Raw genomic sequence first — 21,771 nt, forward strand, 5'->3', positions numbered from 1 at the left:
TAGCGTTGTTCTCACGAGCAATGCCGCCACCGGCCGCTTGCCGCCGTGCCACAGAGGACTAACATCCAACAGAAGAAAATTTGCCCCGCATCGCTCAAGTTGAGGGCTAAAACTACCGACATAGTGCAAATAGGGCTAATACTCCAGATGGCAGGGTGCAGGCCAAGCCTTCAGGCAAATTATCCTGTGCCCGATTGTCCCTTTGACTGCCAACACGGGATTGCCAATACTCATGGCAAATTGACGCTACCCGCACGGAACAAGGAATAACCCTTTGAAGCTGGAACTCAAGAACAGCTTGTCGGTGAAGTTGCTCCGGGTCGTGCTCCTGTCAGCATTGATCGTCGGCGTTGTCTTGAGCTGCGCGCAGATTGTTTTCGACGCCTACAAGACCCGTCAGGCGGTGGCTGGTGACGCCGAACGGATCCTCGACATGTTCCGCGATCCGTCGACTCAGGCCGTTTACAGCCTTGATCGGGAAATGGGCATGCAGGTAATCGAAGGCCTGTTCCAGGATGAGGCCGTGCGCCAGGCGTCCATCGGCCATCCCAACGAAGCCATGCTCGCGCAAAAGTCCCGCGAATTGCAGCATTCCAGCAGCCGCTGGTTGACCGACCTGATCCTGGGTCAGGAGCGCACGTTCACCACGCAACTGGTGGGACGCGGCCCCTACAGCGAATATTACGGCGACCTGAGCATCACCCTCGACACCGCCACCTATGGCGAAGGTTTTATCGTCAGCTCCGTGATCATCTTCATCTCTGGCGTTCTGCGTGCATTGGCCATGGGCCTGGTGCTGTATCTGGTTTATCACTGGCTGCTGACCAAACCGCTGTCGCGGATCATCGAGCACCTTACCGAGATCAATCCGGACCGTCCCAGCGAGCACAAGATCCCGCAGCTCAAGGGCCACGAGAAAAACGAGCTGGGTATCTGGATCAACACCGCCAACCAGTTGCTCGAATCGATCGAGCGCAATACGCATCTGCGTCACGAGGCGGAAAACAGCCTGCTGCGCATGGCCCAGTACGACTTCCTCACCGGTCTGCCTAACCGTCAGCAATTGCAGCAGCAACTGGACAAGATTCTGGTCGACGCCGGCAAACTGCAACGCCGGGTCGCGGTGTTATGCGTGGGGCTGGACGACTTCAAGGGCATCAACGAGCAGTTCAGCTATCAGACCGGTGACCAATTGCTGTTGGCGTTGGCCGATCGACTGCGCGCCCACAGCGGTCGCCTCGGCGCCCTCGCCCGTTTGGGCGGCGATCAGTTCGCCCTGGTGCAAGCCGATATTGAACAACCCTACGAAGCGGCGGAACTGGCGCAAAGCATTCTCGATGACCTGGAAGCGGCGTTCGCCCTTGATCATCAGGAAATCCGCCTGCGCGCGACCATCGGCATCACCCTGTTCCCGGAGGACGGCGACAGCACCGAGAAGCTGTTGCAGAAGGCCGAACAGACCATGACGCTGGCCAAGACCCGCTCGCGCAACCGTTATCAGTTCTACATCGCCAGTGTCGACAGCGAGATGCGCCGCCGGCGTGAACTGGAAAAAGACCTGCGCGATGCGTTGCTGCGTGACCAGTTCTACCTCGTCTATCAGCCGCAGATCAGCTATCGCGATCACCGCGTGGTCGGTGTCGAGGCGCTGATTCGCTGGCAGCACCCGGAACACGGCCTGGTGCCGCCAGACCTGTTCATCCCGCTGGCCGAACAAAACGGCACGATCATCGCCATCGGTGAATGGGTACTCGATCAGGCCTGCAAGCAATTGCGCGAATGGCACGATCAGGGCTTCGCCGATCTGCGCATGGCGGTCAATCTGTCCACCGTGCAATTGCACCACGCCGAGCTGCCACGGGTGGTCAACAACCTGATGCAGATGTACCGCCTGCCGCCGCGCAGTCTGGAACTGGAAGTCACCGAAACCGGCCTGATGGAAGACATCAGCACCGCTGCCCAGCACTTACTGAGCCTGCGTCGCTCGGGGGCGTTGATCGCCATCGACGACTTCGGCACCGGCTATTCGTCGCTGAGTTATCTGAAAAGCCTGCCGCTGGACAAGATCAAGATCGACAAGAGCTTCGTCCAGGATCTGCTGGACGACGACGACGATGCGACCATCGTTCGCGCGATCATCCAGCTGGGCAAAAGCCTCGGCATGCAGGTGATCGCCGAGGGCGTGGAGACCGCCGAGCAGGAGAGCTACATCATCTCCGAAGGCTGCCACGAAGGTCAGGGCTATCACTACAGCAAACCGCTGCCGGCGCGGGAGCTGAGCGTTTATCTCAAGCAGGCGCAGCGCAGCAACGCGGCAATCCTCTAGAAGATCAAAAGATCGCAGCCTCGTTCCACTCGACAGCTCCTACATTTGAAATGCGTTCTCCTGCAGGAGCTGCCGCAGGCTCGGGCCGCGATCGGACGATCTTTTGATCTTGAAGCGCGAATAAGAAATATTTCCAAGCACTACCCTTTACACATAATGCGAAAGATTTGCATTATGTCGCAGTTTTGCGCTTCCAGCGCGAGTCCACTCAACTACCGAAGCAGGATGTTCGCCATGATTCGTATGCCTCTGGCTACCGCCAGTTTGCTGGCCATCGCTATTTCTCTCGCCGGTTGCGGCGAAGGCAAAGACAAAGAAAAAGCCTCCGAAATGACGCCGGCTTCCAGCAGCGCTGCTCCAGCCCCTGCCGCTGCGCCTGCTCCTGCTGCCGGTAAAGTTGACGATGCCGCCGCCAAAGCTGTGGTCGCGCACTACGCCGACATGGTCTTTGCCGTTTACAGCGATGCCGAATCCACCGCGAAAACCCTGCAAACTGCGATCGACGCCTTCCTTGCCAAACCGAATGCCGACACCCTGAAAGCCGCCAAGGCTGCCTGGGTCGCCGCTCGCGTTCCATACCTGCAGAGTGAAGTGTTCCGCTTCGGCAACACCATCATCGACGATTGGGAAGGTCAGGTTAACGCCTGGCCACTGGACGAGGGTCTGATCGACTACGTCGACAAATCCTACGAGCACGCACTGGGTAACCCGGGCGCCGCTGCCAACATCATCGCCAACACCGAAGTCCAGGTCGGCGAAGACAAGGTCGACGTCAAAGACATCACCCCGGAAAAACTCGCCAGCCTGAATGAACTGGGCGGTTCCGAGGCCAACGTCGCCACCGGCTACCACGCCATTGAATTCCTGCTGTGGGGCCAGGACCTCAACGGTACCGGCCCTGGCGCTGGCAACCGTCCTGCTTCCGACTACCTGGAAGGCGCCGGTGCCACTGGCGGTCACAATGATCGTCGCCGCGCCTATCTTAAGTCCGTGACCCAATTGCTGGTCAACGACCTGCAAGAAATGGTGGGTAACTGGAAGCCGAACGTGGCTGACAACTACCGCGCCACGCTGGAAGCCGAGTCGGGCGAAACCGGTCTGCGCAAAATGCTCTTCGGCATGGGCAGTCTGTCCCTGGGCGAACTGGCGGGCGAGCGCATGAAGGTTTCTCTGGAAGCCAACTCTCCGGAAGACGAACAGGACTGCTTCAGCGACAACACTCACTACTCGCACTTCTACGATGCCAAAGGCATTCGTAACGTTTACCTGGGCGAGTACACCCGTGTTGACGGCACCAAGATGACCGGCGCCAGCCTCTCGTCGCTGGTGGCCAAGGCCGATCCGGCTGCCGACACTGCGCTGAAAGCCGATCTGGCCGCTACCGAAGCCAAGATCCAGGTCATGGTTGATCACGCCAACAAGGGTGAGCACTACGACCAACTGATCGCGGCGGGCAACACTGCCGGCAATCAGGTCGTGCGTGACGCCATCGCCTCCCTGGTCAAGCAGACCGGTTCGATCGAAGCCGCTGCCGGCAAACTGGGCATCAGCGACCTGAACCCGGACAACGCTGATCACGAGTTCTGATCAACCGCGTCTGACTGAAAAAGGCGACCCTCGGGGCGCCTTTTTCATGCCTGCTATTCCCTAAACCCTGCTCCATGGTGCGCTCGATATCCAATGCACCACCCATCCCTGTGGGAGCGAGCCTGCTCGCGAAGGCGTCATCTGGCGCAACATTCCCGGCGCGTCGGACGCCGCTTTCGCGAGCAGGCTCGCTCCCACAGGGGTTGCATGAGCTTCAGGCTTGCGCCACATCAAGTAAACGATAATTCCTCTTATTCAAACTCCCTCGCCCTGTTAGACTTTGCGCCTTTGTTTTCGCCCGTTCGCAGGATGTCTGATGCCCTCGCTGCCTCTTCGCTTGTCCGCACTGTTTCTGGCCCTGGGCCTGAGTGCCTGCGATGACGCCCCGCTTTTCACCAAGGCTGAGCCCGGTGAAGCACGCTCGGGCGGTGCGGCGACCGTGCGCAAGACCGATCAGAACGCATTCTCCCTGCCCTCGGCCAACCTGCCGCCGTCGCGGCGGGTGGATTTCAGCGTCGGCAACAGTTTCTTTCGCAGCCCATGGGTGACCGCGCCGTCGACCACCACCGCCCGCGACGGCCTCGGCCCGCTGTTCAACACCAACGCCTGCCAGAACTGCCATATCAAGGACGGTCGCGGTCATCCGCCACTGCCGAACGCGGCCAATTCGGTGTCGATGCTGGTGCGCCTGTCGATCCCCGACGCGCCGCAATACGCCAAAGTCATCGAGCAGCTCGGCGTGGTGCCGGAGCCGGTGTACGGCGGGCAGTTCCAGGACATGGCCGTGCCGGGCGTTGTGCCGGAAGGCAAGGTGCGGGTCGAGTACACGCCGGTTCCGGTGCGTTTCAAGGACGGCACCGAAGTCGAACTGCGCAAACCGGTGTTGCAGATCACTCAGCTCGGCTACGGCCCCATGCACCCCGACACGCGTTTCTCGGCGCGTGTCGCCCCGCCGATGATCGGCCTCGGCCTGCTCGAAGCGATCCCCGAAGACGCGATCCTCGCCAACGCCGCCGCGCAGGCCAAAGACAAAAACGGTATCAATGGCCGGCCGAACCGCGTTTGGGACGACGAACTGCAAAAAACCGTCATCGGTCGATTTGGCTGGAAAGCCGGGCAACCCAACCTCAATCAACAGAATGTTCACGCGTTTTCAGGTGATATGGGCCTCACCACCAGCCTGAGACCGTTCGATGACTGCACCGACGCGCAAACCGCCTGCAAACAGGCACCGAACGGCAATGGCCCGAATGGCGAGCCGGAGGTCAGCGATAACATCCTGCGACTGGTGCTGTTTTACAGCCGCAACCTGGCCGTGCCCGCGCGCCGAGGCATTAACGACGAGCAAGTGCTGGCCGGCAAAAACCTGTTTTTCCAGGCCGGTTGCCAGTCGTGTCACACACCGAAATACACCACCGCGGCCAACGCGGCCGAACCTGAACTGGCCAGTCAAGTGATTCGCCCGTACAGCGATCTGCTGCTGCATGACATGGGCGACGGTCTGGCTGACAACCGCACCGAATTCCAGGCCTCCGGCCGCGACTGGCGCACGCCGCCGTTGTGGGGGATCGGCCTGACGCAAGCAGTCAGTGGCCACACCCAGTTTTTGCATGATGGTCGCGCACGTAATTTGCTCGAAGCTGTGCTCTGGCACGGCGGCGAAGCACAAGCTGCGCAGCAACAGGTTTTAGCTTTCAATGCCGAGCAGCGTGCCGCGCTGCTGGCGTTTTTGAACTCACTTTAAATACAGATAAAGATCCGGGAGCCCGACATGTTCCGTCCCAAGCTGTTGTTCACCAGCCTTGCCGCCATCGCCCTCGGCGCCTGTTCGCCGCAGGATCCGCAAGCGGTTACCTCGGCTGCCATCGCCAAATCGGTGATCCTGCCGACCTACACGCGCTGGGCCGAGGCCGACAAGCAACTGGCCGTCAGCGCCCTCGCCTACTGCCAGGGCAAAGAGACGCTGGAAACCGCCCGCGCCGACTTCCTCCACGCGCAGAAAGCCTGGGCCGAGCTGCAACCGTTGCTGATCGGGCCACTGGCCGAGGGCAACCGTTCCTGGCAGGTGCAGTTCTGGCCCGACAAGAAGAACCTGGTCGGCCGTCAGGTCGAGCAACTGGTCCTCGCGCAACCGCAGATCGACGCCGCCGCACTGGCCAAATCGAGCGTAGTCGTGCAAGGCCTGTCGGCGTATGAATACATCCTGTTCGACGCCAAGCCAGACGTCGCCAACGCCGAGCAGAAAGCCAAATACTGCCCACTGCTGATCGCCATCGGCGAACGCCAGAAGCAATTGGCCGAAGAGATTCTGCAAGGCTGGAACAACACCGACGGCATGCTCGCGCAGATGAGCAAGTTCCCCAACCAGCGCTACGCCGACTCCCACGAAGCGATCGCCGATCTGCTGCGTGTGCAGGTCACCGCACTCGACACCCTGAAGAAAAAACTCGGCACGCCGATGGGCCGTCAGAGCAAAGGTGTGCCGCAGCCATTCCAGGCTGATGCGTGGCGCAGCCAGTCGTCAATGACCGCGCTGGAAGCCAGCCTCGCCGCCGCCAAGACCGTTTGGGAAGGCGTCGACAACAAAGGCCTGCGCGGTCTGTTGCCGGCTGAGCAAAAGCCACTGGCGGACAAGATCGATGCTGCCTACGCCGCGTCGCTGAAACTGTTCGACAGCACCCAGCGCTCGCTCGGCGAAATGCTTGAAGACGACGCGGGTCGTCAGCAACTCAACGATATCTACGACAGCCTCAACGTCGTCCATCGCCTGCACGAAGGCGAACTGGCCAAGGCGCTGGGCATTCAACTGGGCTTCAACGCCAACGACGGTGACTGATGAGGGCAAGTGCCATGCTGCGACGCCAGGCTCTGACTTTAGGTAGTTTGCTGCTGGGAGCAGTGACGCTGGGCGGCTGGACGCTGTTCAAACGCAAGGATCAGAGCCCGCTGCTGCTTTCGGCTCGCGACGATACCGACGGCAAACACTACGCCGTCGGCTATCGGCTGGATGGCACGCGCGTGTTCGCCACCGAGGTGGGTCAGCGCTGCCACGACATCATCAATCATCCGACGCTTGCGATTGCGCTGTTCGTCGCCCGCCGGCCGGGGACCGAAAGCTACCTGATCGACCTGCGTGACGGCACGTTGCTGCAAACCGTGACGTCGCAGCCAAACCGGCACTTCTACGGCCACGCCGTGGTGCACAAGGATGGCGAATACCTGTACGCCACCGAGAACGACACCACCGATCCGGGTCGTGGTCTGCTCGGGGTGTACAAGTTCGAAGGCGAGCGGCTGGTGCACAGCGGCGAGATTTCCACCCATGGCCTCGGCCCGCACCAAGTGTCGTGGATGCCCGACGGCGAGACGCTGGTGGTGGCCAACGGCGGGATTCGGACCGAGGCGGAAAGCCGCGTCGACATGAACCTCAGCGCCATGGAGCCGAGCCTGGTCCTGATGCAACGCGACGGCACCCTGCTGAGCAAGGAAACCCTCGCCCAACAGATGAACAGCGTGCGCCACCTGGGGATTGCCAGCGACGGCACCATCGTCGCCGGTCAGCAATTCATGGGCGCGTCACACGAGCGCTCGGAGCTGCTGGCGATCAAACGTCCGGGGCAACCGTTCGTGGCGTTCCCGGTGCCGGAGCATCAGTTGCAGTCTATGGGTCACTACACCGCCAGCGTCGCAGTGCACAGCGACCTGCGACTGGTGGCGCTGACCGCCCCGCGTGGTAACCGCTTTTTCATCTGGGATCTGGACAGCGGCGAAGTCCGCCTCGACGCACCGCTGCCCGATTGCGCCGGCGTCGGTGCGGTGCAGGACGGCTTTGTCGTGACTTCGGGTCAGGGGCGTTGCCGCTACTACGATTGCCGTCAGGATGAACTGCTGGCCAAGCCGCTGGAATTACCGGCAGGGCTCTGGGACAACCATCTTCATCTGATGGCGTGACGCGCCTTTAAAAGATCGCCGCCTTCGGCAGCGCCTACAGGGGATCACGGTCTCCTGGAGCGCGGCAGACGGCGGCGATCTTTTTCCATTCCCCGTAAAAACTGCCAGTTGGAATCCCCCCTGAACTCGGAGTAATGTTGCCCGCCTGTCTCACCTGATTTATCCAAGGAACTGGAAATATGCTGCGTCGCCGCATGCTGATCATGTTGGGTGTTGTTTTGCTGATTGTCCTGGTGCTGGGCGGTTACAAAGCCTTTTCGATTTACACCATGGTTCAAGGCTTCTCCAAGCCGAAACCGCCGATCAGCGTTGCCGTGGCCACTGCCAGCGAGCGCCCGTGGCAGATGCGTTTGCCCACCGTCGGCAGCCTCAAGGCGCTGCAAGGCGTCGACCTGAGCCTGGAATCCTCCGGCACCGTCACCGAGCTCAAATTCGAATCAGGACAGAAGGTCAAGGTCGGGCAACCGCTGCTGCAACTCGACAGCGCCGTTGAAGCCGCTCTGCTGGAGACCGCCAAAGCCGACCTGGGCCTGGCGCAACTGGACTTCGGGCGTGGCAGCCAACTGATCGACAGTCGCGCCATTTCCAAAGGTGAATACGACCGACTCTCGGCGGTTCTGCAAAAAGAGCGGGCCACGGTCAATCAGCTCAACGCAGCGCTGGCGAAAAAACGCATCCTCGCACCGTTCAGCGGCACCATCGGCATCCGTCAGGTCGACATCGGCGACTACCTCGCCAGCGGCACCAAAATTGCCACTTTGCAGGATCTGAGCAGCCTCTATGCCGACTTCTATGTGCCCGAACAATCGGTGCCGAAACTGGCCATCGGCCAACCGGTGAATATCTCCGCCGCCGCTTACCCCGGGCAGGTTTTTTCAGGGAAGATCAGCGCGATCAACCCGCTCGTAGAAAGCTCCACGCGTAACGTGCTGGTCCGCGCCACCCTGGCTAACCCCGACGGCAAACTGTTGCCGGGCATGTTCGCCAGCCTCGAAGTGCTGCTGCCCGATCCGCAGAAACACATCGTGGTGCCGGAAAGCGCGATCACCTACACCCTCTACGGCAACTCGATCTACGTGGTCGGGCAGAAGAAAGCCGAGGACGGCAGCCTCGAAAAAGACGACAAGGGCCAACCAGTGCTGATTGCCGAGCGGCGCTTCATCGAAACCGGCGAGCGCCGCGATGGGCTGGTGATGATCAACAAGGGCGTGCAGAGCGGCGAACACGTGGTGACGGCCGGCCAGATCAAACTGGACAACGGCGCGCACATTGCCATCAGCGACGACAAGACCCTCGGCGAGCAGAACAGTCCGCCCCGCGCCGACTGATCAAGGAATCCCCATGGCTTTTACCGACCCGTTCATCCGCCGCCCGGTGCTCGCCACCGTGGTCAGCCTGCTGATTGTGCTACTGGGCTTCCAGGCCTGGAGCAAGCTGCCGCTGCGCCAATACCCGCAAATGGAAAACGCCCTGATCACGGTGACCACCGCCTACCCCGGGGCCAATGCCGAAACCATTCAGGGCTATATCACCCAGCCGATGCAGCAGAGTCTGGCCAGCGCCGAGGGCATCGACTACATGACCTCGGTCAGTCGCCAGAACTTCTCGGTGATTTCGATTTACGCGCGCATCGGCTCCAATACCGACCGCCTGTTTACCGAGTTGCTGTCCAAGGCCAACGAAGTCAAAAACAAACTGCCGCAAGACGCCGAAGACCCGGTGCTGAGCAAGGAGTCCGCCGACGCCTCGGCGCTGATGTACATCAGCTTCTTCAGCAAGGACCTGAGCAACCCGCAGATCACCGATTACCTGTCACGGGTGATCCAGCCAAAACTGGCAACCCTGCCGGGCATGGCCGAAGCGGAGATCCTCGGCAATCAGGTATTCGCCATGCGCCTGTGGCTTGATCCGGTGAAGCTCGCCGGTTTCGGCCTCAGCGCCAGCGACGTGACCAACGCCGTGCGCCAGTACAACTTCCTCTCCGCCGCCGGCGAAGTGAAAGGCGAGTACGTGGTCACCAGCATCAACGCCAACACTGAATTAAAGTCCGCCGAAGCCTTCGCGGCGATTCCGCTGAAGGTCAGTGGCGACAGCCGCGTGTTGCTCAGCGATGTCGCGCGGGTCGAAATGGGCGCGGAAAACTACGACTCGATCAGCTCGTTCGGCGGCACGCCTTCGGTGTATATCGGCATCAAGGCCACGCCGGGGGCCAACCCGCTGGATGTGATCAAGGAAGTACGCAAGATCATGCCAGAGCTGGAGGCGCAGCTGCCGCCGAACCTCAAAAGCGAGATCGCCTACGACGCCACGCTGTTCATTCAGGCCTCCATCGATGAAGTGGTGAAAACCCTGTTCGAGGCGGTGCTGATCGTCATCGTCGTGGTGTTCCTGTTCCTCGGCGCGCTGCGTTCGGTGGTGATTCCGGTGGTGACCATTCCACTGTCGATGATCGGCGTGATGTTCTTCATGCAGATGATGGGCTACTCGATCAACCTGCTGACCCTGTTGGCGATGGTGCTGGCCATCGGCCTGGTGGTCGACGATGCGATTGTCGTGGTGGAGAACATCCACCGACATATCGAGGAAGGAAAAACCCCGTTTGACGCAGCGCTTGAGGGCGCGCGTGAAATCGCCATGCCGGTGGTGTCGATGACCATCACTCTGGCGGCGGTTTACGCGCCAATCGGTTTTCTCACCGGGCTGACCGGAGCGCTGTTCAAAGAGTTCGCGCTGACCCTGGCCGGCGCCGTGGTGATTTCCGGCGTCGTCGCCCTGACCCTGTCACCGATGATGTGTGCGTTTTTGCTGCGCCACGAGGAAAACCCCACAGGCCTGGCGCATCGACTCGACCGCATCTTCGACAGCCTCAAGCGCCGCTACCAGAGCACCCTGCATGGCACGTTGAACACCCGCCCGGTGGTGCTGGTGTTCGCCTTGATTGTGTTGTGCCTGATCCCGGTGTTCCTCAAGTTCACCAAATCGGAACTGGCGCCGGACGAAGACCAGGGCATCATTTTCATGATTGCCACCGCCCCGCAGCCGACCAACCTCGATTACCTGAGCACCTACACCGACGAGTTCATCAAGATCTTCAAGGAGTTTCCGGAGTACTACTCCTCGTTCCAGATCAACGGCTACAACGGCGTACAGGCGGGCATTGGCGGGTTCCTGCTCAAGCCCTGGAACGAGCGCAGCCGTACCCAGATGGAAATCCTGCCCGAGGTGCAAGGCAAACTGCAGAGCATTCCGGGCTTGCAGATTTTCGGCTTCAACCTGCCCTCCCTGCCCGGCACGGGTGAAGGCTTGCCATTCGAGTTCGTGATCAACACTGCCAACGACTACGAACTGCTGCTGCAAGTGGCCGACCGGATCAAGAAACGCGCCATGGAGTCAGGCAAGTTTGCCTTCGTCGACCTCGATCTGGCGTTCGACAAACCGGAAGTGGTGGTCGACATCGACCGCGCCAAAGCGGCGCAGATGGGCGTGTCGATGCAGGATCTGGGCGGCACGCTGGCGACATTGCTCGGTGAGGCGGAAATCAACCGTTTCACCATCGAAGGGCGCAGCTACAAGGTCATCGCCCAGGTCGAACGCCCCTTCCGTGACAACCCGGACTGGCTGAACAACTACTACGTGAAAAACACCCAGGGCGAGTTGCTGCCGCTGTCGACGCTGATCAAGGTCAGCGACCGCGCACGACCGCGTCAACTCAACCAGTTCCAACAGCTCAACGCGGCGAAGATCTCTGGTTTCCCGTTGGTGAGCATGGGCGAAGCGATCGACACCGTATTGCAGATCGCCCGGGAAGAGGCGCCGGCCGGGTTCGCGTTTGACTATGGCGGCGCATCGCGACAATTCGTGCAGGAAGGCAGTGCCTTGTGGGTGACGTTCGCGCTAGCGCTGGCGATCATTTTCCTGGTGCTGGCGGCGCAGTTCGAAAGTTTCCGTGATCCCTTGGTGATTCTGGTGACGGTGCCGCTGTCGATCTGCGGAGCGCTGATTCCGCTGTTCCTCGGCTGGTCGAGCATGAACATCTATACCCAGGTCGGCTTGGTGACGTTGATCGGGCTGATCAGCAAGCACGGGATCCTGATCGTCGAGTTCGCCAACCAGTTACGCAAGGACAAGGGCCTGTCGGCGCGTGAAGCGGTCGAAGAGGCCGCAGCGATTCGGCTACGCCCGGTGTTGATGACCACGGCAGCGATGGTATTCGGCATGGTGCCGCTGATTCTGGCGACCGGCGCGGGGGCCGTCAGCCGGTTTGATATCGGGATGGTGATTGCGACGGGGATGTCGATCGGGACGCTGTTTACGCTGTTCGTTTTGCCCTGCATCTACACCCTGCTGGCGAAACCCGATCCCAAACAAACCCAATAACCATGTGGGAGCGAGCCTGCTCGCGAATAGGGTGTGTCAAATTACATAGATGTTGACTGACACGCCCTCTTCGCGAGCAGGCTCGCTCCCACAGGGGCTGGGGTGAACCCTGATAAAGCACAATAAAAAAGGCCTCGCATCTGCGAGGCCTTTTATTTGGGCTTCAATCGGTTCAACTCTGTGGCCTCATGCCTTGCGTCAGTCCGAACATGAACAACAACAAATCATGATCGGGTTGAGTTGCCACGGAGGCTTTCGCCACCCGTGGTACTGCACAGTGCGCATCCGTCGTGGATGCGCCGAGAACCTGCATGCGCGGCTGCTCCCAGGCAGCCACCGCCAGTGAAGCAACTGCCAAGGCTCCTACCAAAAACAAACCTCGTGCAATTTCGAGTTTCATCGCTATAAACCTTTGATAGCGCTGCCAAACGCCGTCTCGTAAAAGTAGACGAGTTTTTTCCAGTCCGCGTCGCGGAACGACGAGTGGCGACGCAATTGCTTCATGTCATGGGAGGCGGCGCGATGAGCGGTCAGACGCTGGCGGCATTTCTCAAGATCGATCAACGCCACTTCAGCGGTGGCCGACTCGCCTTCGCCCGTCACCCGTACAAAAACGTGTTTGATGTAGATGCAGCTGTGCTGCCAGCGGCCCTTGTGCATACGCGCCAGGTTTTCGGCCAGATCCTTGAGCACACGCTCATAGATCGCGTCGCCGCACTGATCGCGACCACCGGCAGACGCCAGCCAGTGTTCCAGTTCCTGGAAACCGTCCAGAGACTTGGTCACCAGCAGAGCGCGCCACTTGTGCTGCGGATCAGGCTGGGCACCGCAGAAAACGATTTGCGGCACGCGCACGCCGAGCTTGCTGACACCGGTCAGGGCATCCAGCTCGCGCAGTACAGTCGGGCGTCCGAACGGATGCAGCCAACTGCGATAAATGTGACCGGTCTGGCGTTTGGCATACAGCAACTGGCCATCGCGACCGACGATCCGTTGCACGCCACTTTCGCCGCCACGGCGCACATTGGGTTCTTCGACCCACTCACCGCGCTGACTCCAGTAGTAGTCGAAACTATCCTGAGAAGTCACTTGCGCTTCTGCTGCCATTTGCACTGCCATCCTTTACCTCTTGCGTAATACGTAAACTCGCCACATCGCATAGAGCGGAATAAAGTCGAGTTGTTCCTGAATGCGGAAGCCCGCTGCTTCAAATTCTTTTTCGATCGTAGCCGCCGGAATCAAAAAGCGATTCTGGTAATCACGGTTGGGACGATCCTTCTCCGCGCGCTTGCGTTTCCAGGCCTTGAAATTGCCGTCGACCCACAACGAGACGATCACGCTGTCACGGGTCACGCGCTCGAACTCACGCAGAATCGCCATCCGGTGCTCGGCTTCTCCGATGTGGTGGAGCAAGCGCATGCAGAAAATGCTGTCGACGGCGTTATCTGGCAAAGCAATATCGAAAGCGGAGGTGTGCAAGGGTTTAACCCGCTTCACCACATCCGCCGGTTGTCCTTCCAATGCGGTCTTGATCATCGACTCGGAGTTGTCCGCACCGATAATCACCCGATTGGGCTTTTCCGCCAGCAACGGCCAGAAGCGTCCGGCACCGCAAGGCAAATCAAGCACCAGACCGGGTTCGCCAGCCAGTGTCAGAGCCTTGCGCGCCAGTTGCTCGTCACGCAGATGGGAAAGACGACGTCCGAGGCCTTCTTTATGCTTGCGCAGATATTTCTTAGCGTGTTGATCGTCGTACTTTTCGGAAAAATCGAGCTTGATCGGGCCGGTCATCACCAGGACTCCTGAATTACTGATGGCACCACCTTAGGGAGCGGCGTGTCAGCAGCAGGTCGTCCAAATGTGAAAAAAATGTCAGGTAAACCGACAAATTATTACAACGTTATACAGGATTTAGACAGGTTGACGGGAGTAGCCTAGAGCCACTATTTGCGTCCGAAATGGCCAAGATCTACCTCGAAGCGGCAACCATTAGGTTCCATCGTGCTCAGGCTGACAGTCCAGCCCTGGTTTTCGCAGATGCGTTGTACCAGTGACAAGCCCAGCCCCAGACCTTCCCCGCGCTTCTCGCTGCCACGCACGAAAGGCTCGAACATGGCCTCACGTTTCTCTTCAGGAATGCCGACGCCGGAGTCTTCGACGACAAATCCGTTGGCGGTGAGCGTCAGGCGAATGAAACCGTGCTCGGTGTAATGCAATGCATTGCGCAGCAAATTACCCATCACGGCATTCAGCAGGGTTGCGTTATAGCGGGTATCCGCTGGGTTACCGGGATCAAGGGTGAGGGTCAGTCCCTTGCGCTCGATCGGCTCGCGCCACAGGCACACCAGACTTTCTGCCACTTGCGTCAGGTTTTGCTGTGGTGCCGCCCCGGCCTCTTCATTCTGTGCGCGGGCGAGCATCAGGAAGGTCTGCACCAACTCGCGCATTTCCTCGCTGGCACGGGCAATACGCTCGACCTGAGAACGGCCGCGCTGGTCAATTCCCGGGTTTTCCAACAGCAGTTCACAGGAGCTCGCCAGCACCATCAACGGCGTGCGCAACTCGTGACTGACGTCACTGGTGAACAGCCGTTCGCGGGTCAGAGCCTGGCGCAAACGCCCCAGCGTGGCATCGAACGCCACCGCCAGTTCACCGACTTCATCGGCCGCGTAGTCCGGCGCCAGCGGCGGCGCAAGACCCAGCAATTGATCCCGATGGCGAACCTGGCGTGCGAGGCGCACCACGGGCGCCATGACCTTGCGCGCAAGGACCCAGCCGAGGAATACCGCTAATGCGAGGCTGAGCACAAAGCCCACCAGCACCACGGCAAACAGCACGCGCTCACGTTCTTCGAAATCGCTTTGATCCTGCAGCAGCACATACCGCCGGCCATCAACGACTTCGACCATGGCGTGATATGACAGCTGCTCGCGGAAGACTTCGTGAAAACCCGCATCCAGATGACGCAGATCCTTGGGCAAGTCGAAGTCGCCGGGGCCACCACTGAAGTAGAACAGTTGATCCGGCTCCGGGCGATGGCTCCAGTCGGAGACATTGTCCATCAGCAACAGGCGCTGCAAATCGCCGCCCAGCCCTGCCGAAATCAGTTTTTCCTCGACCAGATGCACCGTCGCGACAATGCCCATGGCGAAAGCGCCGGCAACCAGTGCGCTCATCAGCGCAAAGGCGATGATGATCCGTTGAGAAAGGCTTTGCTTAAACTCCATCACGCCCCTCGGCCAAGCGATAACCGACGCCGTGCACGGTGTGCAGCAAGGGTTTGGCAAACGGTTTATCGATCACCTGACGCAATTGGTGGACGTGGCTGCGCAGGCTGTCGCTGTCCGGGCAGTCATCCCCCCACAGCGCCTCCTCGAGAATTTCCCGACGCAGCACGTGCGGGCTCTTCTGCATCAATACCGCCAGCAGTTTGAGGCCGACCGGGTTGAGCTTGAGCAGCTTGCCTTCGCGGGTCACTTCCAGGGTGTCGAGGTCGTAGCTCAGATCGGCGACCTGCAAGGCACGCCGGCCGCCGCCCTGCGCCCGGCGCATGACCGCTTCGATCCGCGCAGCCAGTTCTGACAAGGCGAAGGGCTTGATCAGGTAATCGTCGGCGCCGGACTTGAAGCCCTGCAAACGGTCGTCCAGTTGATCGCGAGCGGTGAGCATGATCACCGGGGTGTCACGGCGGGCGTCCTCGCGCAGGCGTTTGCACAGGGTGTAGCCGTCGATACCGGGCAGCATGATGTCGAGCACGATCAGGTCGTAGTGCTCGGTGGCCGCTAGATGCAGACCCGACAGACCGTCCTGGGCGCAATCGACGGTATAGCCCTTGAGCCCCAGGTAATCGGCCAGATTGGCCAGGATGTCGCGGTTGTCTTCGACCAATAGAATTCGCATGGGCACCTCTTGCGTACACGGTTACCGCCGTCATGGCTCGCGCAGCTTACGGCCAACGGTGGCTCAGGGCTAGGCATGTAGCGGGATGTTTATCGATAAACCGGTTGTTTGTGCCTGCCAACGATTTTTTCACTTTCGGTTAACAAATCACCCACGCACTCGGGCGCAGACTGCGCGCGATTACGCCTCTCACAACACTTGCCGACCAAGGAATTGCCATGGTGTCGACCTCTGCCCGTCCCGTTTCAAGGCCTCTGAATTTCTGGTTGTGCCTGGGCATTCCTGCCTTGGCTGCACTGGTGCTGATGCTGCTCGAACTGACCGATCTGGACATGGATCTGGCCAGGCTGTTCTACGATCCGGTTGCGGGGGACTTCATCGGCCGGCACAGCTTCTTCCTCGAAGACATCCTGCACGACCGCGCCAAGCAGGTAGTGATCGCATTTTCGGTGTTCGCCATTCTCGGTTTCATCGGCGCGTTCTTCATCAACAGGCTCAAGCCGTTCAAGCGCGAGTTGGGCTGTCTGGTGCTGTCCCTTGGGCTGGCGACTTCGTTCGTGACGCCGGTCAAAGCGGTGACGGCCGTGCAATGCCCCTGGAGCCTGGAGCAATTCGGCGGCCATGAAACCTACAGCAAACTGATGGATCATCGCCCGCCGACCGACAAGCCCGGCCGTTGCTGGCCCGGCGGTCATGCGGCCACGGGGTTCACGTTGTTTGCGCTGTTCTTCGTGTTGCGTGACCGGCGACCGCGTCTGGCGCGACAGGCATTTGTCTTTGCCTTTGCCCTGGGCTCGGTGTTCTCGATCAGCCGGATGATGCAGGGCGCGCACTTCTTTTCGCACAACGTGTGGACGGCGATTTTCTGCTGGCTGATTTGTCTGGGATCGTATTACTGGGTGCTGTATCGCCCGGCGGTGAAGGCTGAATCGGTGGTCAACACACAACCGGTCAGCGTCTGAACTGACGTCATCGCTGGCAAGCCAGCTCCCACAGGGATCTCCAGTGTTCAGAGATGCCATGAGCAGCAGTGATCACTGTGGGAGTCTGGCTTGCCAGCGATGGCCGCGCTCAGGTTTCAGGTGAACCTCAAATCAGCGGCAATAAAAAACCCCGCCTGCTTATCGCAGGCGGGGTTTTTGCGTTACGGGGTAAGGCTGGGTTACATCATGCCGCCCATGCCACCCATGCCGCCCATGTCTGGCATACCGCCGCCAGCGCCGCCGTCTTTCTTCGGTGCATCGGCAATTGCAGCTTCGGTAGTCAGGATCAGACCGCCGATCGAGGCTGCAGCTTGCAGAGCCGAACGGGTAACCTTGGTTGGATCCAGGATGCCCATTTCGATCATGTCGCCGTATTCGCCAGTCGCAGCGTTGTAACCGAAGTTACCTTTGCCGTTTTTGACTTCGTTGACGACTACGCTTGGCTCGTCGCCGCTGTTGGCAGCGATCTGACGCATCGGCGCTTCAACAGCGCGACGCAGCACAGCAATACCGACGTTCTGGTCAGCGTTGTCGCCGGTCAGTTCGGTCAGGGCTTCCAGTGCACGGATCAGCGCAACGCCACCGCCAGGTACCACGCCTTCTTCAACGGCTGCGCGGGTTGCGTGCAGGGCGTCTTCAACGCGGGCTTTCTTCTCTTTCATTTCTACTTCGGAACCAGCGCCAACCTTGATCACTGCAACGCCGCCGGACAGTTTGGCCAGACGCTCTTGCAGTTTTTCACGGTCGTAGTCCGAGGAAGTTTCGGCAACCTGAGCACGGATCTGAGCGATACGCGCTTCGATGTCGGTTGCTACGCCAGCACCGTCAACGATGATGGTGTTTTCCTTGGAGATGGTCACGCGCTTGGCGCTGCCCAGGTTTTCCAGGGTGGCTGCTTCCAGGCTCAGGCCGATCTCTTCGGAGATAACGGTACCGCCGGTCAGAACAGCGATGTCCTGCAGCATGGACTTGCGACGGTCGCCGAAGCCTGGAGCCTTGACGGCTGCAACTTTGACGATGCCACGCATGTTGTTCACAACCAGAGTCGCCAGGGCTTCGCCTTCAACGTCTTCCGATACGATCAGCAGTGGACGGCCGGCTTTGGCAACGGCTTCCAGTACTGGCAGCATTTCGCGGATGTTCGAGATCTTTTTGTCGACCAGCAGAACCAGCGGGCTCTCCAGTTCGGCAACCATGGTCTCAGGCTTGTTGACGAAGTACGGGGACAGGTAGCCACGGTCGAACTGCATGCCTTCTACAACCGACAGTTCGTTTTCCAGGCCAGTGCCTTCTTCAACGGTGATCACGCCTTCTTTACCGACTTTTTCCATGGCTTCGGCAATGATTTCGCCGATGGAGCTGTCGGAGTTGGCCGAGATAGTACCGACCTGAGCGATTGCCTTGGTGTCAGCGCATGGCTTGGACAGGTTCTTCAGCTCTTTGACGATAGCGATGGTCGCTTTGTCGATACCGCGCTTGAGGTCCATCGGGTTCATGCCGGCAGCGACGGCTTTCAGGCCTTCGTTGACGATCGACTGAGCCAGAACGGTGGCGGTGGTAGTACCGTCGCCTGCGTCATCGTTGGCACGGGAGGCAACGTCTTTGACCAGCTGCGCGCCCATGTTTTCGAAACGGTCTTCGAGTTCGATTTCTTTGGCGACGGAAACGCCGTCCTTGGTGATGGTCGGAGCGCCGAAGCTCTTCTCGATGATCACGTTACGGCCTTTCGGGCCCAGGGTCGCTTTTACCGCGTCAGCCAGGACGTTAACGCCCTTGAGCATTTTCTTACGGGCGGAATCGCCAAACAGAACTTCTTTAGCAGCCATGATCGATATTCCTTAAATACTTTGTAGTAGCGGGAAAATGGACGGGGTAATCAGCCTTCGATAACGGCGAGAATTTCGTTCTCGCTCATTACCAACAGGTCTTCGCCGTCGACTTTCACAGTGTTGCTGCCGGAGTAAGGACCGAACACAACCTTGTCGCCTTCCTTAACGGACAGTGCGCGCACTTCGCCGTTTTCCAGAGCTTTGCCCGGGCCTACAGCGAGAATCACACCGTGGTTGGCTTTTTCAGCAGCCGAACCTGGCAGGACGATACCGCCAGCGGTTTTCTTTTCTTCTTCGCTGCGACGGATTACGACGCGGTCATGCAGAGGACGAAGCTTCATTGTCGATCTCTCCTAATTGTGGTTTTCATCGGCCGGTGTATTCCCGGCGGGTTTAACAAATCCGGCCTTCGCCGGGTGCGCCTCGTCGAGCGAGACGCGGAAGTCTGACTGGCGCAAATGCCAGAAACCTTTCGGTGACCGTTACATAAGGGCGCATAAGCTTATTACAAGGGCGAACGCAGAAAATTTTTCATCGCAGCGCCCGGATGCAGCCCACATAAAAACCCGGCACCCGAGGGTGCCGTGTCGATCCAGGTGTCACTTGGTGTCGCGGTGTTCGAACTCGCCTTCGATCACGTTGGGCTCACGGCCCACCGTATCGCGTGGGGCAGGCCCGCCGCGTGGTTGCAGATCGTCAGCAAACGCACGTTGGCGCATCGCCTGATCTTCGGCGCGCTGGCGCATTTTATTGGCCAGCAGTCGACGCGTGAACGGCAGCAGCATCACCAGACCGACCACGTCGCTGATGAAGCCCGGCAGAATCAACAAACCACCGGCCAGTGCCAGCATCAGACCTTCAAGCATGGTTTGCGCAGGCAGTTCGCCGCGGTTCAGGCTTTCACGGGCACGCAGTGCAGTGGCCAAGCCGGCGACGCGCAGCACGAATACCCCGAACATCGAGCCGAGAATGATCAGTAGCAGGGCCGGGAAGAACCCGATAGCCCCTGCCACTTTGACGAATACGAACAGCTCCAGCACCGGAAACAGCAGAAAGAGCAACAAAAAAGGGCGCATCTAACTTTCCTCTACGCAAGAAATGCCTTGCAGTAAGCCTTAGATGACGTCGCCCTTTCGTGAATTCAAGCGTCGGCCACTGCATTTTTTGGCCAATGCTCGGCGTGAGCCAGAGAAACCAAGGCTTCGCGCACTTGTATCGGCGTATGACATGGTGCTTGAAACGGCAACCAGTACAGCGCCTGACCGATGCGCAGGTGCATGCCTTCGGTGTCGATCCCGGCCAGTTGCGCCGGCACGGTTTTCGGCAGCCCGGCCAGATCGACGTAGTGCGCGATGGCTTTGGCGTGGTCGCTGTTCATGTGTTCGACCATGCTGATCTCGGCTTTGCCGGCGAACGGGTTGGCCAAGGTCAGTTGATCGACCCAGTGAATGGCGCCGAAACCACCGATGTAGCGATGGCGCACCGGATTCAGCACCCAGAAATCGAAATCGTGAGCCTTGTGGTAGTTCTGCGAGTCGGGGAAGTAGCGGTAATAACGCTCGGCCGCCGCTTCAATGCTGGCGGTGTCTTCAAGCTTTTGCGCTTCGGCCAGATAGGTCAGGCGACCAACGGCCTGCACGTCATCTGCCTCGCGCTCCCCCACCAACATCGAGCATTTCGGGTCTTTTTGCAGATTGTGCGTGTGCTGGGCGATGCGGCTGATCAGGATCAACGGCCGGCCCTGCTCGTCCAGGCAATACGGCACGACGGAGCCAAAGGGAAAACCGGGCATGGATTTAGAGTGGGTCGAGAGCACTCCACGGTATTCCTTGAGAAGCAATTCTCGGGCATTCTTCGCCACTTCAACGCTCAATTTATGACTCCTTAAATAGAATCCGTCGAAAAAACGGACAGGTGCGCGGGATATGTTCCGCTCACCATCGGGCAATTCTCATGTGCAGCCAGGCCACATCGGGCGCAGATCGAGAGGCTCTCTAAAGGAAATCCACTCTGACCTGCTATCGGGGCATGCGAATGCAACTCAACGACAAAGTAATCATTATCACTGGCGGTTGCCAGGGTTTGGGCCGTTCGATGGCCGAGTATTTCGCCGGCAAAGGCGCGAAGCTGGCGCTGGTCGATCTGAACCAGGAAAAGCTCGACGACGCAGTCGCCGCCTGCAAAGCCAAAGGGGTCGAGGCCCGCAGCTACCTGTGCAACGTCGCCAATGAAGAACAGGTAGAGCACATGGTCGCGCAGGTCGCCGCCGATTTCGGCGCGATCCATGGTTTGATCAACAACGCAGGGATTCTGCGCGACGGCCTGCTACTGAAGGTCAAGGACGGCGAAATGACCAAGATGAGCCTGGCCCAATGGCAGGCGGTGATCGACGTCAACCTGACCGGCGTATTCCTCTGCACGCGCGAAGTCGCAGCAAAAATGGTCGAGCTGAAGACCGGCGGCGCAATCATCAACATCTCGTCGATATCCCGCGCAGGCAACGTTGGCCAGACCAACTATTCCGCGGCCAAGGCCGGTGTGGCAGCGGCGACCGTGACGTGGGCCAAGGAACTGGCGCGTTATGGCATTCGCGTAGCGGGCATTGCGCCGGGCTTCATCGAAACCGAGATGACCCTGGGCATGAAGCCGGAAGCGCTGGAGAAGATGACCGCGGGAATTCCGCTCAAGCGCATGGGCAAGCCGGAAGAGATCGCCCATTCGGCGGCGTACATCTTCGAGAACGACTACTACACCGGTCGGATTCTGGAGATGGATGGCGGGTTGCGTATCTGACTGACACTACAAAACCAATGTGGGA

The 21,771-nt window shown here is 59.6% G+C and carries 18 protein-coding genes; 9 read left to right on the forward strand and 9 right to left on the reverse strand.

Annotated features, from left to right (window positions below):
- The first annotated feature begins 274 nt into the window (after window positions 1-274).
- From AB4P97_RS17225 to AB4P97_RS17255, 7 genes are all read left to right on the forward strand, one after another.
- On the forward strand, window positions 275-2,326 hold the full coding sequence (locus AB4P97_RS17225; protein WP_042560705.1) for a bifunctional diguanylate cyclase/phosphodiesterase: 2,052 nt from the start codon (window positions 275-277) through the stop codon (window positions 2,324-2,326).
- Window positions 2,327-2,560: 234 nt separating this feature from the next.
- Entirely contained in the window at window positions 2,561-3,913 is a 1,353-nt protein-coding gene (locus AB4P97_RS17230) for an imelysin family protein (RefSeq protein WP_047302845.1), read from the forward strand.
- Window positions 3,914-4,229: 316 nt separating this feature from the next.
- Window positions 4,230-5,657, forward strand: coding sequence for a di-heme oxidoredictase family protein (locus AB4P97_RS17235; RefSeq protein WP_395601394.1), 1,428 nt, complete (start codon window positions 4,230-4,232; stop codon window positions 5,655-5,657).
- Window positions 5,658-5,684: 27 nt separating this feature from the next.
- Window positions 5,685-6,749, forward strand: a complete 1,065-nt coding sequence (locus AB4P97_RS17240; RefSeq protein WP_200612408.1) for an imelysin family protein — start codon at window positions 5,685-5,687, stop codon at window positions 6,747-6,749.
- Between the two features lie 14 nt (window positions 6,750-6,763).
- A complete protein-coding gene (locus AB4P97_RS17245; protein ID WP_395601395.1) occupies window positions 6,764-7,864 on the forward strand; it encodes a DUF1513 domain-containing protein in 1,101 nt (366 codons plus the stop codon).
- A gap of 179 nt (window positions 7,865-8,043) precedes the next feature.
- Window positions 8,044-9,192: an efflux RND transporter periplasmic adaptor subunit gene (locus AB4P97_RS17250; RefSeq protein WP_395601396.1), complete on the forward strand. Its 1,149-nt coding sequence runs from the start codon at window positions 8,044-8,046 to the stop codon at window positions 9,190-9,192.
- A gap of 13 nt (window positions 9,193-9,205) precedes the next feature.
- Entirely contained in the window at window positions 9,206-12,241 is a 3,036-nt protein-coding gene (locus AB4P97_RS17255; RefSeq protein WP_042560712.1) for a multidrug efflux RND transporter permease subunit, read from the forward strand.
- 172 nt (window positions 12,242-12,413) lie between these two features.
- Here AB4P97_RS17255 and AB4P97_RS17260 read toward each other — a convergent pair whose 3' ends face one another.
- From AB4P97_RS17260 to colR, 5 genes are all read right to left on the reverse strand, one after another.
- Complete coding sequence (locus AB4P97_RS17260; protein WP_042560713.1) at window positions 12,414-12,641, reverse strand: hypothetical protein; 228 nt, start codon at window positions 12,639-12,641, stop codon at window positions 12,414-12,416.
- 2 nt (window positions 12,642-12,643) lie between these two features.
- Window positions 12,644-13,360, reverse strand: coding sequence for a lipopolysaccharide kinase InaA family protein (locus tag AB4P97_RS17265; protein ID WP_042560714.1), 717 nt, complete (start codon window positions 13,358-13,360; stop codon window positions 12,644-12,646).
- Between the two features lie 3 nt (window positions 13,361-13,363).
- A complete protein-coding gene (locus AB4P97_RS17270) occupies window positions 13,364-14,032 on the reverse strand; it encodes a class I SAM-dependent methyltransferase (RefSeq protein WP_042560715.1) in 669 nt (222 codons plus the stop codon).
- 152 nt (window positions 14,033-14,184) lie between these two features.
- Entirely contained in the window at window positions 14,185-15,468 is a 1,284-nt protein-coding gene (locus tag AB4P97_RS17275; protein WP_042560716.1) for a HAMP domain-containing sensor histidine kinase, read from the reverse strand.
- Window positions 15,458-16,141, reverse strand: coding sequence for a two-component system response regulator ColR (gene colR / locus AB4P97_RS17280; protein WP_042560717.1), 684 nt, complete (start codon window positions 16,139-16,141; stop codon window positions 15,458-15,460). The genes AB4P97_RS17275 and colR overlap by 11 nt, the downstream gene beginning before the upstream one ends.
- Before the next feature lie 218 nt (window positions 16,142-16,359).
- On the opposite strand from colR, the gene AB4P97_RS17285 reads away from it, so the two are divergent.
- Window positions 16,360-17,103 carry a phosphatase PAP2 family protein gene (locus tag AB4P97_RS17285; protein ID WP_042560718.1) on the forward strand — a complete coding sequence of 248 codons (744 nt, stop codon included), beginning with the start codon at window positions 16,360-16,362 and terminating at the stop codon, window positions 17,101-17,103.
- Between the two features lie 200 nt (window positions 17,104-17,303).
- Here AB4P97_RS17285 and groL read toward each other — a convergent pair whose 3' ends face one another.
- The 4 genes from groL to AB4P97_RS17305 all read right to left on the reverse strand — a co-directional run bounded on the left by groL (window position 17,304) and on the right by AB4P97_RS17305 (window position 20,826).
- The gene (gene groL, locus AB4P97_RS17290; RefSeq protein WP_395601397.1) at window positions 17,304-18,950 is read right to left on the reverse strand and encodes a chaperonin GroEL; all 1,647 of its coding nucleotides are present in this window, start codon (window positions 18,948-18,950) and stop codon (window positions 17,304-17,306) included.
- Window positions 18,951-19,000: 50 nt separating this feature from the next.
- Complete coding sequence (locus AB4P97_RS17295; protein ID WP_007916610.1) at window positions 19,001-19,294, reverse strand: co-chaperone GroES; 294 nt, start codon at window positions 19,292-19,294, stop codon at window positions 19,001-19,003.
- A gap of 258 nt (window positions 19,295-19,552) precedes the next feature.
- Window positions 19,553-20,029, reverse strand: coding sequence for an FxsA family protein (locus tag AB4P97_RS17300; RefSeq protein ID WP_042560720.1), 477 nt, complete (start codon window positions 20,027-20,029; stop codon window positions 19,553-19,555).
- Window positions 20,030-20,094: 65 nt separating this feature from the next.
- Entirely contained in the window at window positions 20,095-20,826 is a 732-nt protein-coding gene (locus AB4P97_RS17305) for a HugZ family protein (RefSeq protein WP_042560721.1), read from the reverse strand.
- A gap of 161 nt (window positions 20,827-20,987) precedes the next feature.
- Here AB4P97_RS17305 and AB4P97_RS17310 point away from each other — a divergent pair, with 161 nt between their 5' ends.
- Entirely contained in the window at window positions 20,988-21,746 is a 759-nt protein-coding gene (locus AB4P97_RS17310; RefSeq protein ID WP_042560722.1) for an SDR family oxidoreductase, read from the forward strand.
- Window positions 21,747-21,771: the final 25 nt, after the last annotated feature.

The organism is Pseudomonas sp. A1230 (assembly GCF_044218825.1).
In the GTDB taxonomy this organism is placed as follows: Bacteria; Pseudomonadota; Gammaproteobacteria; order Pseudomonadales; family Pseudomonadaceae; genus Aquipseudomonas; species Aquipseudomonas iridis.

Bases quoted from the DNA above. Each gene is read 5' to 3' on its own strand.
- AB4P97_RS17285 (WP_042560718.1), top strand. From the start codon at position 16,360: ATGGTGTCGACCTCTGCCCGTCCCGTTTCAAGGCCTCTGAATTTCTGG.
- AB4P97_RS17230 (WP_047302845.1), top strand. From the start codon at position 2,561: ATGATTCGTATGCCTCTGGCTACCGCCAGTTTGCTGGCCATCGCTATT.
- AB4P97_RS17245 (WP_395601395.1), top strand. From the start codon at position 6,764: ATGCTGCGACGCCAGGCTCTGACTTTAGGTAGTTTGCTGCTGGGAGCA.
- groL (WP_395601397.1), bottom strand. From the start codon at position 18,950: ATGGCTGCTAAAGAAGTTCTGTTTGGCGATTCCGCCCGTAAGAAAATG.
- AB4P97_RS17260 (WP_042560713.1), bottom strand. From the start codon at position 12,641: ATGAAACTCGAAATTGCACGAGGTTTGTTTTTGGTAGGAGCCTTGGCA.
- AB4P97_RS17300 (WP_042560720.1), bottom strand. From the start codon at position 20,029: ATGCGCCCTTTTTTGTTGCTCTTTCTGCTGTTTCCGGTGCTGGAGCTG.
- AB4P97_RS17235 (WP_395601394.1), top strand. From the start codon at position 4,230: ATGCCCTCGCTGCCTCTTCGCTTGTCCGCACTGTTTCTGGCCCTGGGC.
- AB4P97_RS17255 (WP_042560712.1), top strand. From the start codon at position 9,206: ATGGCTTTTACCGACCCGTTCATCCGCCGCCCGGTGCTCGCCACCGTG.
- AB4P97_RS17265 (WP_042560714.1), bottom strand. From the start codon at position 13,360: ATGGCAGTGCAAATGGCAGCAGAAGCGCAAGTGACTTCTCAGGATAGT.
- AB4P97_RS17250 (WP_395601396.1), top strand. From the start codon at position 8,044: ATGCTGCGTCGCCGCATGCTGATCATGTTGGGTGTTGTTTTGCTGATT.
- AB4P97_RS17275 (WP_042560716.1), bottom strand. From the start codon at position 15,468: ATGGAGTTTAAGCAAAGCCTTTCTCAACGGATCATCATCGCCTTTGCG.
- AB4P97_RS17240 (WP_200612408.1), top strand. From the start codon at position 5,685: ATGTTCCGTCCCAAGCTGTTGTTCACCAGCCTTGCCGCCATCGCCCTC.
- colR (WP_042560717.1), bottom strand. From the start codon at position 16,141: ATGCGAATTCTATTGGTCGAAGACAACCGCGACATCCTGGCCAATCTG.
- AB4P97_RS17270 (WP_042560715.1), bottom strand. From the start codon at position 14,032: ATGACCGGCCCGATCAAGCTCGATTTTTCCGAAAAGTACGACGATCAA.
- AB4P97_RS17295 (WP_007916610.1), bottom strand. From the start codon at position 19,294: ATGAAGCTTCGTCCTCTGCATGACCGCGTCGTAATCCGTCGCAGCGAA.
- AB4P97_RS17310 (WP_042560722.1), top strand. From the start codon at position 20,988: ATGCAACTCAACGACAAAGTAATCATTATCACTGGCGGTTGCCAGGGT.